Genomic DNA, 14,943 nt, shown 5'->3' with positions numbered 1-14,943 from the left:
AATCCATTCTTAAGCGTTCGCAAGCCACTATTAAGCTTTCGCGCTCATTATTTTGCTTTCGCAGCTGTTATTTGGCTTTCGCTATTAGGGCCTTCGCAGTCATGGTCTCGATGTTTCCGGCATCGGTACTTTCCATTTTTTCAAGCCACACCTGTGCTTGCTCGAAGTCTTCAGCACGAATCGATGCGGTAATGGCGTAACGGTAAATCCACGATGTAGCAGCGAAATGCTGTTGTTGGAAATCATCTTCCGCGAGTAGCGAGAGGAACAGATCATAGCCACGATCAAAGTGGTTAAACATGTCTGGTAGAGAGGTGTAAGTCACCGCAGCCATGGCGCGAGTTAGGTAAGAGTCTGGCAGCCCTTGAACACGAGGTTGCTCATGAATCGGCTGGTCTTCGTCTTTCAACAGCACCAATGATTTATCAATGGTCGATAAACCCTTTTCTACATACTTCATCTTGTTCCAAGGCAAGAACGCATCACGTCCCATTAAGGTTTCTGTGCTTCCTAAGTAGACCAAGGTCAGTGGCGTCGCACCGTCTTGTTGCAGCGTGTCATTTAGGCGCTCGTAAGCCACCTCAACCAAGTCTTCATTGCCTTGCGCGGCTTGGTTGTAGATATCGAGCACGTCTGAACTTGGGTTAGCTAAAGCTAACGTAGGAACGAAGGAAACAAGCCCAATCAAAAATGAGCGCTTAAATAGAGAAGTAAGTGAGTAAGTCGTGTTTGCAGTAGTCATGATTTCTAATCCCTTTCAAATGTTGACATTGAAAGGTTAACTAGAATTTGTCATGCAGTTTTACCGATGCGACGAATGGTAATTACGAGGAGTGAATGGTTTAGTTAGAGCGTGAGTGGGAGAACGGAAGTGGAAAAAGCCCGCGATACCTTCGAAGCTCTTTTGCTTACTCAGTATCACGTAGCTTTTAATGGATTCGCTAGTTAACTACATTTAGTAGCATCAATTTGACGACTTAATTTAACCAACTTTCTTAATCATCGTCGCTGGGTTGTAGCCTTTCTCGCCTTTGCTCACTGGCTCGCTAGGATTGTAGTGGCGCATCAGTACATTAAATTTACCCGTGCTATTACCGTCCATAGTTGGAATGTTGTTTGGTTGACCTTCACATCCGAAACGGAGAGTGTAGGTACCATCGCTGTTAATAACAGGTGCCATTTCACTCGAAATATTGGCCTTGTCGTTAAACATTCGTCCATCAGCGTTATATACGGTCGCCGACCAGAATGATCCTGCCTTAGGATCTTTGAAAGTCGTCTCGTAACATGCATTCGCATCGAAGTACTGACTGGTTTGATAGATGTTATCTTCAACCATTGCACCACCCCAACCGCCAGCTGCGCCAACGTAATTCATGTAATCAGTTTGGCCGCTTTCTTTGTTACCAAACGCCTTTGATTGGTCATATCCGTCACTGAAATCGATGTTGCCAGCTCCATCCGTAGCCTTAAATGACGCCATATCCCATTCTTTTACGACAAACGGTTTCTCACTGCCGGTTTCAATCTTCAGGTTACGGCGAGCATCATCTTCAAGAGCACGGACAATAACAAATGCATGGTCGGTTTTTGCGCTGATTTTATGACGACCCGAACCGTAGATCATTGGTTGCGTCTCGTGGTTTTCATCAACGACTTGCAGCGACACGTATTGGTCAGTTTCTGGAACCGTCACGTAGACATCATCGTTCGACATATCGATGACAGAAACGGAGTAAAAGGTGTCTCGATTCATTCGCACAACGAACTGCTCTTCTGGAACGCTGCTTGGTACTGGCATCTCAAAGAATGTATTGATACCACCAGCTTTCTCTACCACCGCGCCGAGACGCATATTGGTGTATGCCTGAGCAAAATTATCTTCCGTGACGATGGTTGGCGCTGCAATAACGCTGGTTGAGAATAAAGCGACAGCAGTAAGGGGAAATAGTGTTTTCATAGTAGCGACCTTTATATTTCAAAGTGAATGTCATTTGGAAGAGTATTATTTGCTCTGCCGATAGTGATCACTTTATACTTCCAAAATGGAAAGCGTGGAAAATAGGACTTGCCGAAATGGAAAGTATAGACTTGAACTTGCTGCGTACCTTTGTGTTGCTGTGTCAGTCGAATAGCCTTAAAAGGGCTGGGATGAAACTGGGGATCTCAGAGAGCGCCGTCAGCAAGCAAATGACCAAACTCAGAGAACAATTAGGACACCCACTTTTCGAACGGACTACAGAAGGGTTGAGACCAACGCATTACAGCAAATCTATTTTGCCCAAGATTGAACAAGCCTTGTCCTTGATGCACTCCGCCACCTCACCAGTGACATTCGACCCTGCCACCTATGAAGGGCCAATCACTCTTGCTTTCTTCGCTTATACACTAGAGTTCTCAGGCGTTAGTTTATTTAGGGAGCTCTCGAAAACATTTCCCAAAGCACAAATAGAGCTGAAAACTTGGACATCGGATACAGAGCAAAAATTAGAAGACGGTGATATCACGTTAGGTGTGCATTTTCTAAACGAAGACCGTAGTTCGAATATATTCCAGAAACGCATCATGCCTGACCAACTGGTGATCGCCGTATCAAAATCATTAGGGCAACTAACATGGGAAGAGGCATTGCAGTTGCCTTTCATCAAGATCCGAAGCCAAGGTTGGAATGAAGAACGTTACCGATATTTAGAAATGTTGAGAAGCAGTGGTATTGACCCCCACATCAGTATCACGGTGGACAATTTTTCAGTGGCGAGGCAAATTCTAGAGCAAGGTGACCACGCCTGCGTATTAAGCGATAGTTGGAAGGACGCTTCGCTTAATACCATAGAGCCACCCAAAGAACTTAGGATTGATCTAAACCTCGTATCCTGCATGCGCCTTGTCGATCGCCAAAGCCCTCTAAACCTTGCCGTTCATGACGTGATTAAAAAGGTCATGCTTCAATCTAGATAGGCTTTAATCAAGGTAGTTAATGCCCTGAAACGAGTTAAAAAGGCTCGTTATCATTTAATACAAACAAAAATAGCCGCTAATCCGCGGCTATTTTTAGTTATCTAAACGAAGCTTCTATTGCTTCTGTTTTGCTACTTCTTTGTCTCTCTACTTCTTTGTCTCTTCAACGACAGCTTTCATCAATACTGATGTATCCATGCGGCCTTGTCCTTCAGCAGACAATGCCTTGTAGGCGTTGTTGGTCTTTTCAGTCAACGGAAGTTGGATGCCTTGGCGCTCTGCTTCATCTAGGCAGAAGCCTAAGTCTTTGATCATCCAATCAATGGCAAAGCCGAAATCAAACTTATCTTGTGCCATTGTGGTAGCACGGTTTTCCATCTGCCATGAACCAGCTGCGCCGTTTTTAAGGCAATCAACCAGCGTTGGGATATCCAAACCTGATTTTTCAGCCAATACCAAGCCCTCAGATAAGCCGTTCAATACACCCGCGATGCAGATCTGGTTCACCATTTTCGCACGTTGGCCTTGGCCTACTTTACCCATTAAAACTGACGATTTACCGTAAGCTTCAAATACAGGTTGAAGGTCGTTGAATAGCTCTTGCTCACCACCACACATGATAGTTAGCACACCGTTTTCTGCGCCCGCTTGACCCCCAGACACTGGTGCATCCATGAAGCGAACACCCGCTTCCTTCGCAGCGACTTCAAGCTCTTCAGACAGGATTGCTGACGTTGTTGTGTGGTCAACAAGAATCGCGTTTGACTTCATTGCCGCCAGTGCGCCTGTTTCGCTGGTTGTCATGCTGCGCACGTCGTCATCGTTGCCAACACAAACCAATACTACGTCAGCTTCTGCGACACACTCAGCCACGCTTTCAGCGGCTTTACCTTGGTGTTTATCAGCCCAGTCTAGTGCTTTGCTATGAGTGCGGTTAAATACCGTTACCTCAAAACCGGCTTTGACTAGGTGGCCTGCCATTGGGAAACCCATTACGCCTAGCCCGATAAAACTTACTTTCATTTCTTTCTCCTTTTCATTTAACTCAGCTCATCGTGATGGAACGATCGAACGCTCTCAATCAAGGTCTCGATAAGCAAAGTCAAAGCCTTCGGCTGATATTTTCTTTCTTTGTACACTAAATACGCTTGGCGATCACCCCGATGATACTCAGGGAGCACTTGAATCAGATTCATTTCCGGAGAAACATGACGAAAAGGCAGTGAGGCGATGCCCAATCCCTTTTGCGCAGCGGCCGCAACCGCATAAATATCGTTAACGATGAACTTAGGTTTGATCGTCACCATCTGCTCTAACTGACCAGATTTGTAGAGCGGCATATCAAACACATCATCGACATTAATCCACTCTTGATGCTCGAGATCGTCTGGCTTTTTAATCTCTTCGCGAGAATCCAGATACTCTTGGCTCGCAAAAAAGCCGTGCTTGGCCTTAAACAGTGGTCGCGCAATCATGCCTTCCATGTCGGAGATCTTAAACGTAATCAACAAATCACGATCGGTTTCAGGCACCACTTGCTGTTGACTCAAAATGAGATTGAGCTGTACTTTTGGGTACTCAGCAAGGAATTGCTCGACCGTCGGGCGAAGAAAACCGCTATAGAAGTTATGAGGCACCGCAAGCTTTATCTTGCCTTGAATGGCATCGCGCTCTTCAAGCAAGCTACTAAACCCTTGATGTAGTGACTCCATACCGCTACTCAGGGCAGCAAAGGCCGCCTCACCATCTTTAGTGGCCACCAGCTCTCTACCCTTCTTCTCCAAAAGACGAATGCTCAGGCGCTCTTCCAAAGCGGTTAATCGGCGCGACATAGTCGACACAGGCAACTGCAGCCGCTTCGATGCCGACAACAACGACCCCTCTTCCACCACAGTACAAAACAGGAATAGATCATCAATGTTTCCAAATATGGAATTCATACTTCTATATGTGCCTATTTTTCTCATTTATGGATAAGAGTAACCTTAATGCATTCCAATAATAAAATCACTAAGGAGAGCGGATGAAAAACAAACTGCATTGGGTTACCGCGATACTGTCTTCACTTGTCATGGCTTTCATGATGTCGGGGATCATATCGGGTTATAAGATGGGTTTCAGTCAAGCATGGCCACCTATTTGGTTAAACAGCTTTTTGATTGCTTGGCCGTGTGCACTCACATTGAGCCTAACCTTGTTACCACAAGTCAGAAAGGTCGCCGAATGGTTATGTCGCCCGAGATCAAAAACGATAGCTAAAGTGAGTTTATGCGATGAATAACGCCATGAATTCCAAAGTTATTTATAGAGCTAGCGGAACGATGATCAAGGAAAACAATCATTGTTACCGACATAAAAAAACCGAGCACTAGGCTCGGTTTTTTAATAACTGTTGTTACTGTAAAGATTACAGCTCAGCGTTGTGGTAAACCTGCTGAACATCATCACAGTCGTCAAGCATGTCTAAGAACTTCTGGAACTTCTCAGAATCTTCTTCAGCTACTGGCGTAGTAGTTTGAGGGACGAAAGTGATTTCCTCAACGTCTAGCGTTAGCTCTGGGAACGCAGTGTTTAGTGCAGTCTTCGTTTTGAAGAACTCAGTCGTTGGAGCGAATACAGTGATAACACCGTCTTCTAGCTCAACGTCAGTCACGTCTACGTCTTCCATCATTAGCGTTTCTAGGATGATCTCGTCATCTTCACCTTTGAACTGGAATACAGCTTGGTGAGCGAACATGTGAGAAACAGTACCTTCAACACCGATTTTCGCGCCAGTCTTAACGAAACATTGGCGAACGTCTTGGAAAGTACGGTTGCCGTTGTCAGTTAGACAGTCAACGATTACGCTTGTGCCACCTGGGCCAAAACCTTCGTAACGAGCTGGTTGGAAGTCTTCACCACCGCCGCCGTTCGCTTTATCGATCGCTTTGTCGATAACGTGAGCTGGTACTTGGTCTTTCTTCGCTTTAGCAATCAGGTGCTTAAGAGGTAGGTTCATGTCTGGGTCAGAGCTGCCGTTCTTAGCCAGTACGTAAATCTCTTTACCGTATTTAGAATAAACTTTAATTTTTGCGCCTGCAGTTTTCGCCATTGAGGCCTTGCGCACTTCAAAACTTCTTCCCATCGGGATCTTCTCTCTGATTCAATTAACGGTGCAAATTCTAGCAAATTACTGTGTCATTTCAATTCTACAGCATTGCTGGGCAAGGTTTGTCTGCGTTTATGCGACACCCATTACCCGTTTGTATTTTTCTACAGACTGTTCAAACCACACCTTTTCATCTGGGTCACCTAGCTTCATTGCTTCTTCAACAATGGCTTCAGGGCCACATTTCGCTTGCTTCAGTTTCCATACAAGAAACGATGCTTGCTTATCCAGTTCGATTTTATTTTTCTCGCTGGGTGGAAGGAGTGAAAGGTTGATAGACATTGCTAGCCTTCATCTGTAATACACTTGGCCGAGAAATATATCATAGAGCAGCCTCATAAAACCAATACTATGAGTAACAGAAAGGGTTTATGAGACCCGAAACCAAGCAAGTCACTGATGCAGGTCAAGCTAGTTTCGCAAAAGTGGGGTTGGCTGAAGAGTGGCTGTAATCGAAAAACAAAGGCTTGAAAGGTTAGCTTGTTGTGTTTACTAGTTGGCATCTCACAAACGAATTGCGGATAGTGCCAAAATTTAGATTTGTGTGATGGTACCACTGAGATATTAAAAAAGTTGAATATCAATATTGAACAATGAATAAATACCCATATATATAGTGAGTATAATTTTATACGACTACTAGGGTAACAAATATGTCGTTCATGTATGAATCTGCCGAACAAAGACTGTCTAAGAAACTAGCAGAAGAAAAAGAATACCTTTGGGATGGAATTAAATCATTAGAGAAAAAACTATCCGATACCCAAGAGTCGTTAAGTCAGTTAGAAAAATCAGCTCCCGAACATTACTCAAAAGTTGTTGGCGCTAGAAACAAAGTCACATCAATCAAAAAACAATCAGAAGCGCATCTAGAGACGATTCACGACATAGCAAAAGCTATCGAAGAAGATAAAGAAAAGTTTGATGGTTTCAAGATTAGTATTCATGACAGCTTCGAGAAAATAGAAGGCTTTGAAAAAGATGCTGCGATTTTTTTAGAAAGTATCTCCAGCAACGAAAAAGAATATAGAGAAACGAAAGCCTCTATTGATAGCACTTTAGTTGAATTGGAAAAGTTAGCAGACGAGAAAGAACTACTAACAGATAGAATAACGTCAATCACAGAACAAGTAGAAACATCGGAAACGCTCTCAAAGAGATTGAAATCTCTGTTAAGTAACGCGGCAGATGAACGAAATGAAATTTCAGAAATCCATAAAGAGATATTCGGTTATACATTTGAAAACGAAGGTGGTGAAGTTAAAGCTGTTGATGGGTTGCAAAAGACGCTTGAATCTAGCTATCAAAAAATCAAAGAAGACCTATCAAATTTAAATGCTGCTGTCGTAAAATCTAAGGAGAACCAAGAGAGAACTCTACAATCTTTCGACGATGATTTTAATAAGCAAAAACAAGAATTTTTTGCCACGGCGGAATCACAAAAGAAAGCTATTCTTGATAAAATATCTTCGCTACTTCCTTCCGCTATGACAGCTGGTCTATCGGCCGCTTATGCAGACAAAATTAAGGTTGAACAAGAGCAGCTTATAAAACACGAATCATCTTTTAAATGGGCAATTGTCGGACTAATCATTTGTTCATCAATACCAGTTGCTTTCACACTCGTTCGTGTAATGTTCTTCAAAGAAGATTTTTCGCAAGTGTTTGATGAAGCGCCCAGTTTGTTTTCAATGATGTTACCACTTTACGCTCCAATACTTTGGGTCGCGTACTCCTCTAATAAAAGTTATAAGCTTAGTAAAAGGTTAATTGAGGAATATACGCACAAAGAAGTTTCTAGTAGAACATTTGAAGGTTTATCAACTCAAATTTCTAGCATTGGAGAAGATGATACAAGCGGTGAGCTCAGAACTAGACTGCTATTTAATCTACTTCAGGTGAATAGTGAAAACCCTGGCAAACTCATTTCTGATTATAATAATTCAGATCATCCAATAATTGACGCTATTGATAAGAGTTCTAAGTTAGCTGACTCTATTAAAAAGCTAGATAATGTACCTGTGGTTAGTCAATTGTTAAAACACTTAAGTGCCAGAGAGCAGGCTAAAGTTGACGAAAAAATTAAAGAGTCAAAAGCAATTTTAGAAGCTCAATTAAAGGATTCAAACGAAGAAAATCATGAATCTAAAAGACAATTAGATAGTTGAGACAAGGTAGATTTAATGTTGTATGAGCCCTATAAATTTCTAGCTCAAGAGTATTTATATCGACTTCAAACACATTAGTCACTTTGACCAGTAATGTAGCTTCATCCTTTACTTTAATTGGTCAATGCACCTAAATAGCTGCCAACATTCAGTCTGAACATTGGCAGCTTTTAAGTATAGAAATGAGTGTGGATATATCAACCTTACTCCGGCAACAGATAGCGGGTGCTTCTGCCACCAGAACCGGATTTAACCAAGCAGCCATGCTCAATCAAAGCGCTCAAATGACGTGTTGCAGTGGCACTGCTCACCTTGGCTACCTTTTTATATTGACTAGCATTGATACCTTCAGAAAAATCGCCATCGAGCATCCTATTCAGCACTTTTACTTGCTCTGCCGTAAGCTTAGTTTGATCAACACTTCGCCAATAATTGGTCTTATAAACGGTTTGGTCGACCTCAGAAAAAACGCCTGTAAACGTCTCATCTAATGTATTTAAGAACCACATCAACCAATCGCTGATATCGAGTCCCCCTTTCTGGGTTTTCTCCAATATCTCGTAGTAATGTTTGCGGTTAGCAAGTATCCCCACCGACATCGCATAGAAACGTACCGATTGCTTCTCTGCTTGTGCTAAAGCCAAGTCAGTCAACAATCGAGTAATACGGCCATTACCGTCATCTAACGGGTGTAAGGTGATAAACCAAAGGTGAGTTATCGCAGCTCTAAGTAACGGATCGAGTGATTCATCGGTAAGTGAATCATTAAACCATGTGATAAACGCATCTAGCTCAGCATCAAGAATGTCTCGGCTGGGCGCTTCAAAATGTACGGTCGGACGGTCAATTCTTCCCGATACCACTTGCATGGGAGTATCACCTCTTAGCTGACCTCCGATTACAGGGTTAAACATGGTGTAGCCCTGAGGAAACAGTCTATCGTGCCAATGCAAAATCCTATCAAGCGCTAATGGCTCCGTGAGATTCTGCACTGCATCCAACATAATTTCCGCTAAGCCATCAGTTTGTTCTGTCGTAGGAAAAGGTCGCTCTTCACTCACACCAAGTTTGTTAGCCAAAGAAGAACGAACAGAGAAGGCATTCAGCTTTTCTCCCTCTATCGCACTGGAGTGGACAATGTTCGCTAGCAAAGTATCGAGCATTGTTTGTGTTTGGTCTGCGGATTGAGAGGTTATCTTGCCTAATAGAATGCCCTGATTAAGCCGTACTTCTCTTAACCTCACGCCTATTTTCTGATTATCCCAAACAAAGTTTGGCCAATTATCTTGTTGCCAAATCCACATATTACGCCTCATGATGCGAAAGCTACGCTTATTCAAATCACATTATGAGCTGTTTAACCTCATTATTCAAATCATAATATGAGCCGAATAATGAGTTAATCACATCACAAAGGCGCAAGAGTAATTTCTAACCTGCAATACTATTCACTCACCGCGAACACATCGCAGCGTGAGGCGCAGATGAAATCATTTTTGTGGAGGCCTTTGATTGAGTGGCTCCACCAAGTGACGGTGACTTTGCCCCACTCCAATAAGATCGAAGGGTGATGGAACTCTTCTTCTGCCAACTCTGACACTTTGTTGCTGAATGCCCATGCTTGTTTGTAGTTCTTAAACTTGTATACCTTTTCAAGCTGTGGGATGCCGTCTCTTTCGATGATTTGCCAATCAGACAACTCCAGCAATAGCGACTGTTGTTCATCTTTAGTAAGGGCAATCGCGTCGATACTGCAGGCTTCGCATTTTTGTTCATTCAACATGTGTGGGTTCCTTGGGTTCAAAAAGTGGTGGTAGTAACCCCGCATCAATCGCGAGATCAGCTTGTTGTAATAGGTTTTCCTGACTGATTTTGAAGAGCTCAGTTAGCTCGTCGATCACGTAATATTTCGGCTGCATGATGTCGATGCGGTAAGGGGTTCTTAAAACCGTTTGCAGATCGAACCGTTCGCGAACGGCCAAGTCCCCTCCCAGCGCATACATGGTTTCCGCCGGAGACGAAAGAATGCCACCGCCATATATTTTCAATTGTTGGCCTTCTTTTACTAAACCGAACTCGACCGTAAACCAATACAAACGGGCAAGATAAGCGCGTTGTTTGGATGTCGCCGCTTGGCCTAGTTTTCCATAATGCTCAGTGAAGGCTGCGAAATCAGCATTAGTGAGCATGGCACAGTGACCAAAAATTTCATGAAAGAAATCAGGTTCTTGTAAATAATCGAACTCATCTCGCGTTCTCAAAAATGTCGCCACTGGGAATTTCTTATTCGCGAGCAAATCAAAGAAACGGTCAAAATCGATTAACGCCGGAACAGGCTGAACCTGCCAACCTGTTGTTTCCTTTAGCACTTTGTTTATCTCTGGAAGCTGGGGAACTCTGTCTAATGGCAGATCCAGCAAGGTCAAACCGTGCAAATAGGCTTCGCAAGCGCGGTCACTAATGACGTCCAGTTGCCTTTTCACCAAGTCGTGCCAAATGGCATCTTCTTCGAGGCTCCACTCAACCCATCCCTCTTGGCTCACGGGCTTAGAATGATATTGAGTCATTACACACCTCCTTTCGAATGTCTCACTTTAAGCCTATCCCCACTCCTTATAAGCGCCAATTTGCGCGATTTTTTGAAACAGACGATTGTGTAACATTTTATTTACACAATTCTGCCAGACGCTTATTTTGCTGAACTTTTGACTTTGTAAAACCTAAATACCAGACTGAAAACGTTAACTTTTTGTTAAAGGTAAAGGAATGCACGAAAGCAATAATCCCATTTGGCAGCCAAGCGAGCAGCGTATAGATGATGCCAACTTAACCCGATTTATCGATAGCCTTGAACAGTCTGGGTTAAACCTAGATAGGAACGTAAAAAGCTACGCCGAACTCCATCAATGGTCTGTGGATCAGCCGGAATCATTTTGGCAAAACGTATGGCAGTTTTGTGGAATGGTCGGCTCGCAAGGCTCTATTAACAAGGCAGAAAGCGAGGCCATCAAAGCTCAAGGTGAGAGCCGTTGGCAGCAGCCTAAATCGAATCGCGATGCGGCTTGGTTTCCCAATGCACAGATAAACTACGCCGAGAACTTGCTGCGCTTGGCACACACCATGCCTGATGAGCTTGCGATTTGGTTTGAGAATGAACGTGGCGAACAACAGAGCTATACATGGAAAACCCTGTGTGAAGCGGTCTCTAGCGTTCAGCAATGGCTTGTCGATAGCGGAGTGAAGCAAGGTGATGTGGTTGCTGCGTATACGCCCTATCTGCCACAAACCGTAATAGCGATGCTGGCAGCCACCAGCTTGGGCGCGATTTGGACATCGACCTCGCCTGATTTCGGTGTCGAGAGTGTGATTGAACGATTTGGCCAAGTGAAACCTAAGGTGTTGTTCACCTGTGATGGCTATACCTTCAATGGCAAAACATTCGATATGACGGATAAGAACCGTGAAATCATCGAGCACTTAAACGCGCTAAAACAGGTGTGTCAGATCGGTTACTTGGGAAAGAATGACTTTGAAAATGATGTATCGACCCGAAGCTGGCACAGCATCATCAATCATTATCAGCCACAACCTGTACGGTTTGTGCGTGTCGGCTTCAATGAACCATTGTTTGTACTCTACTCTTCCGGCACCACAGGCAAGCCAAAGTGCATTGTTCACTCGGTTGGTGGCACCACCATCAACCACCTAAAAGAGCATCAGCTTCATTGCGACGTTAAGCCAAACGATCGCGTGTTCTACTACACCACTTGTGGTTGGATGATGTGGAACTGGCACGTCTCTGCGCTCGCCAGCGGTGCTTGTTTAGTTATCTTCGATGGTAGCCCAGTTTACCCGCAACCCAATGTACTGTGGGACTTGGCACAGCGCGCCGATGTGTCGCTGTTTGGCACTTCAGCCAAGTATCTAGAAGCGATCGATAAGGCTGAGCTCTCACCTATCGACAGTCACTCTCTGCCTCATTTAAGAACACTGTGCTCGACCGGTTCTGTGCTTTACCCAGAGCAGTTTGATTACGTTTACAAACACATCAAACAAGACCTGCATTTAGCGTCCATTTCTGGTGGTACAGATATTTGTGGCTGCTTTGTGTTGGGTAATCCTATCTCGCCAGTATATCGCGGTGAATGCCAACAGGCAGGGCTTGGCGTCGACATCAAGGTATTCAATTCAACGGGCCATAAAGTCGATCACGAACGTGGTGAACTGGTATGCACCAACTCCCTCCCAAACTTCCCAGTTGGCTTTTGGAATGACACCGGAGAGCGCTATCACAACACCTACTGGGATAGGTTCGATAATGTATGGCATCACGGTGACGAAGTCGCACAGAGCGTGCATGGCGGCTATCTGTTCTATGGGCGAGGCGACACAACACTCAATCCCGGTGGCGTGCGAATTGGTACCGCCGAGATCTACCAGCAAGTCAATACCATTGAGGGCATCATCGATTCCATCGCCGTCGGCAAAGATGTCGACCGCAATGAGCAGATTTGGCTGTTCGTTCAACTGCAGCAAGGTGTGGATTTAAATGAAACGCTATTGGCTGCCATCAAGAGCAAGCTCAAGTCGTCTTGCTCGCCAAGGCATGTACCGAGCCAAATTTTTACTATCAGCGAGGTGCCAAAAACACGCTCAGGAAAACTGGTGGAGTTAGCGGTGAAACAGGTGGTAAATGGCAAAGCCGTCGAGAACATCGGCGCGATAGCCAATGCGGACGTGCTCGATGAGATAAAGCGCGTGATTTCGCTTTAGCGCTCTTATCTCACAAGCTCTCAATTAGAAGAAAGTAACTTCCAACGAAAAGCCCTCCACGAATGAACATCGTGGAGGGCTTTTTATATTAGTGACTGTTAGGTCTTTATCTGTGGCTATCCGTTTGCATCCGCTTGATTCTCTGGCATCGCCTCGATGAACGCGGGTAACTGATTACACGCTTCGACAATTGAGTTAATCAGCGGATAAGGCGACATATCAACACCAAAGCGCAGGGCGTTATAAACTTGCGGCACTAAGCAAATATCGACGATACAGGGCGAGTCCGTGAGGCTATATGCTGAGTCGCCATGTACTTTTCTGAGCTTCGCTAGCTTCTCTTCTAACGCCGAAAAACCTTGGCTCATCCAATGATGAAGCCAATCCATTTTTGCCTCTTGCTCGCACGAAAATTCCCGCTCCAAATACTGCAATACGCGCAGATTATTAAGAGGGTGAATTTCCATCGCAATATCCTGAGCCATCGCCAACGCTTGATAGCGCAGTGGTGTTTGCTCAGGAATCAACAAGGAGTCTGGGCTGCTCTCACACACATAGTTTTCGTCCAAGTATTGTAAAATCGTCAGCGACTGATTGAGTTGAACATCACCATCCACTAGCACTGGCACTAATTCACTGGCATTGAGCTCGCGATATTGTGGATCATGCTGCTCACCGCCATTACGCACCAAATGCACCGATTTCGACTCATAGCTAAGTTGCTTTAGGTTCAAGCCAATACGCACTCGATAGGCTGCAGAAGATCGCCAATAACCATAGAGTGTGACCTTCTTGTTCATAAAGAGCCCTTGTCCATAATATGCCTCTCTCGCCTTACGTTTGCCGCTATCACTAGCGTGGTCTATATTGACTGACTTTCTGGTCAATCGCGCCAAAGATAGAGTCACCTGCCGCATCGAACATCTCTAGACGAATCGAATCACCAAACGACATGAATTGAGTCGACGGCTTACCATCACGAATCGTCTCTATCATTCGTACTTCAGCAATGCATGAATAGCCCACACCACCTTCCGCAATTGAGGTGCCGTGGTCAGTACCTTGTTTATTCGATACCGTGCCCGAACCAATGATCGCACCGGCCGACAGTGGACGAGTCTTCGCTGCATGGACGATCAGCTCAGCGAAATTGAAGGTCATGTCCACACCTGCATTCGGGCACCCAAAAGGCTGGTCGTTGTAGGTTGAAGTCAGTGGCAGCTGCACCTTGCTACCTTTCCATTGTTCACCTAGCTCATCAGGCGTAACGGCAACCGGAGAAAACGCTGAAGAGGGCTTAGACTGGAAGAAACCAAAGCCCTTGGCGAGCTCTGCCGGAATCAAGCCACGCAGCGATACATCATTCACCAACATCAGCAGGCGAATCGAATCATGCGCTTGCTTAGCGCTAGCCCCCATCGGCACATCTCCGGTGACAACCGCGACTTCGCCCTCAAAATCGATACCCCATTCGTCACTGGCAAACTCAATATTGTCACATGGACCAATAAAGGCATCTGACCCGCCTTGATACATAAGCGGGTCAACCCAGAAGCTTTCTGGCATTTCAGCACCACGAGCCTTACGCACCAACTCAACATGGTTTACATAGGCGCTGCCATCCGCCCATTGATAAGCGCGTGGCAATGGCGATTCACAATACTGAGTGGCAAACACTTCACTGCCCGTCACATGGCCGTTATTTAACGAGGTGTATAACTCTTCTAACTGAGGAGCAACGCTGTCCCAGTTATCCAAGGCTACTTGCATAGTTGGCGCCAGATGCATCGCGTGGAAGATGTCAGTGGCAGGCACGCACTGTTTGAGATCTTTACTCACGACCATCAATAGGCCATCACGAGTACCATTTTTCTTGGTTGCTAATTTCATCCTTGT

The 14,943-nt window shown here is 44.9% G+C and carries 15 protein-coding genes; 4 read left to right on the top strand and 11 right to left on the bottom strand.

What is annotated here, in order from left to right; all coding sequences use genetic code 11:
- Positions 1 to 67: 67 nt before the first annotated feature.
- Complete coding sequence (locus L0992_21325) at positions 68 to 742, bottom strand: hypothetical protein (protein ID XGB68942.1); 675 nt, start codon at positions 740 to 742, stop codon at positions 68 to 70.
- A gap of 240 nt (positions 743 to 982) precedes the next feature.
- Positions 983 to 1,960 carry a DUF1254 domain-containing protein gene (locus tag L0992_21320; protein XGB68941.1) on the bottom strand — a complete coding sequence of 326 codons (978 nt, stop codon included), beginning with the start codon at positions 1,958 to 1,960 and terminating at the stop codon, positions 983 to 985.
- 116 nt (positions 1,961 to 2,076) lie between these two features.
- Here L0992_21320 and L0992_21315 point away from each other — a divergent pair, with 116 nt between their 5' ends.
- Positions 2,077 to 2,958: a LysR family transcriptional regulator gene (locus L0992_21315; protein XGB68940.1), complete on the top strand. Its 882-nt coding sequence runs from the start codon at positions 2,077 to 2,079 to the stop codon at positions 2,956 to 2,958.
- 147 nt (positions 2,959 to 3,105) lie between these two features.
- On the opposite strand, the gene L0992_21310 is transcribed toward L0992_21315, so the two are convergent.
- Positions 3,106 to 3,981, bottom strand: coding sequence for an NAD(P)-dependent oxidoreductase (locus L0992_21310; protein XGB68939.1), 876 nt, complete (start codon positions 3,979 to 3,981; stop codon positions 3,106 to 3,108).
- Positions 3,982 to 3,998: 17 nt separating this feature from the next.
- Positions 3,999 to 4,898, bottom strand: coding sequence for a LysR family transcriptional regulator (locus L0992_21305; protein XGB68938.1), 900 nt, complete (start codon positions 4,896 to 4,898; stop codon positions 3,999 to 4,001).
- Between the two features lie 83 nt (positions 4,899 to 4,981).
- On the opposite strand from L0992_21305, the gene L0992_21300 reads away from it, so the two are divergent.
- Positions 4,982 to 5,239: a DUF2798 domain-containing protein gene (locus tag L0992_21300; GenBank protein XGB68937.1), complete on the top strand. Its 258-nt coding sequence runs from the start codon at positions 4,982 to 4,984 to the stop codon at positions 5,237 to 5,239.
- A 126-nt stretch (positions 5,240 to 5,365) separates the two neighbouring features.
- Here the strand turns inward: L0992_21300 and L0992_21295 are convergent, their stop codons facing one another.
- Complete coding sequence (locus L0992_21295) at positions 5,366 to 6,082, bottom strand: YebC/PmpR family DNA-binding transcriptional regulator (protein ID XGB68936.1); 717 nt, start codon at positions 6,080 to 6,082, stop codon at positions 5,366 to 5,368.
- A gap of 96 nt (positions 6,083 to 6,178) precedes the next feature.
- Positions 6,179 to 6,388, bottom strand: coding sequence for a DUF3283 family protein (locus L0992_21290; GenBank protein XGB68935.1), 210 nt, complete (start codon positions 6,386 to 6,388; stop codon positions 6,179 to 6,181).
- Positions 6,389 to 6,759: 371 nt separating this feature from the next.
- Between L0992_21290 and L0992_21285 the strand changes: the two genes are divergently transcribed.
- Positions 6,760 to 8,274, top strand: a complete 1,515-nt coding sequence (locus L0992_21285; protein ID XGB68934.1) for a hypothetical protein — start codon at positions 6,760 to 6,762, stop codon at positions 8,272 to 8,274.
- A gap of 203 nt (positions 8,275 to 8,477) precedes the next feature.
- Here L0992_21285 and L0992_21280 read toward each other — a convergent pair whose 3' ends face one another.
- The 3 genes from L0992_21280 to phhA form a co-directional block, all read right to left on the bottom strand.
- Entirely contained in the window at positions 8,478 to 9,578 is a 1,101-nt protein-coding gene (locus L0992_21280; protein XGB68933.1) for a Fic family protein, read from the bottom strand.
- Between the two features lie 140 nt (positions 9,579 to 9,718).
- The gene (locus tag L0992_21275) at positions 9,719 to 10,057 is read right to left on the bottom strand and encodes a 4a-hydroxytetrahydrobiopterin dehydratase (GenBank protein ID XGB68932.1); all 339 of its coding nucleotides are present in this window, start codon (positions 10,055 to 10,057) and stop codon (positions 9,719 to 9,721) included.
- The gene (gene phhA / locus L0992_21270) at positions 10,047 to 10,841 is read right to left on the bottom strand and encodes a phenylalanine 4-monooxygenase (GenBank protein ID XGB68931.1); all 795 of its coding nucleotides are present in this window, start codon (positions 10,839 to 10,841) and stop codon (positions 10,047 to 10,049) included. The genes L0992_21275 and phhA overlap by 11 nt, the downstream gene beginning before the upstream one ends.
- A gap of 199 nt (positions 10,842 to 11,040) precedes the next feature.
- On the opposite strand from phhA, the gene L0992_21265 reads away from it, so the two are divergent.
- Positions 11,041 to 13,047: an acetoacetate--CoA ligase gene (locus L0992_21265; protein XGB68930.1), complete on the top strand. Its 2,007-nt coding sequence runs from the start codon at positions 11,041 to 11,043 to the stop codon at positions 13,045 to 13,047.
- 116 nt (positions 13,048 to 13,163) lie between these two features.
- On the opposite strand, the gene maiA is transcribed toward L0992_21265, so the two are convergent.
- Complete coding sequence (gene maiA, locus L0992_21260; GenBank protein XGB68929.1) at positions 13,164 to 13,847, bottom strand: maleylacetoacetate isomerase; 684 nt, start codon at positions 13,845 to 13,847, stop codon at positions 13,164 to 13,166.
- A gap of 52 nt (positions 13,848 to 13,899) precedes the next feature.
- Complete coding sequence (locus L0992_21255) at positions 13,900 to 14,937, bottom strand: fumarylacetoacetate hydrolase family protein (protein XGB68928.1); 1,038 nt, start codon at positions 14,935 to 14,937, stop codon at positions 13,900 to 13,902.
- Positions 14,938 to 14,943: the final 6 nt, after the last annotated feature.

The organism is Vibrio pomeroyi, assembly GCA_041879425.1.
GTDB classification, from domain to species: Bacteria; Pseudomonadota; Gammaproteobacteria; order Enterobacterales; family Vibrionaceae; genus Vibrio; species Vibrio pomeroyi_A.
This window is presented reverse-complemented; position numbering and strand designations above follow the sequence as displayed.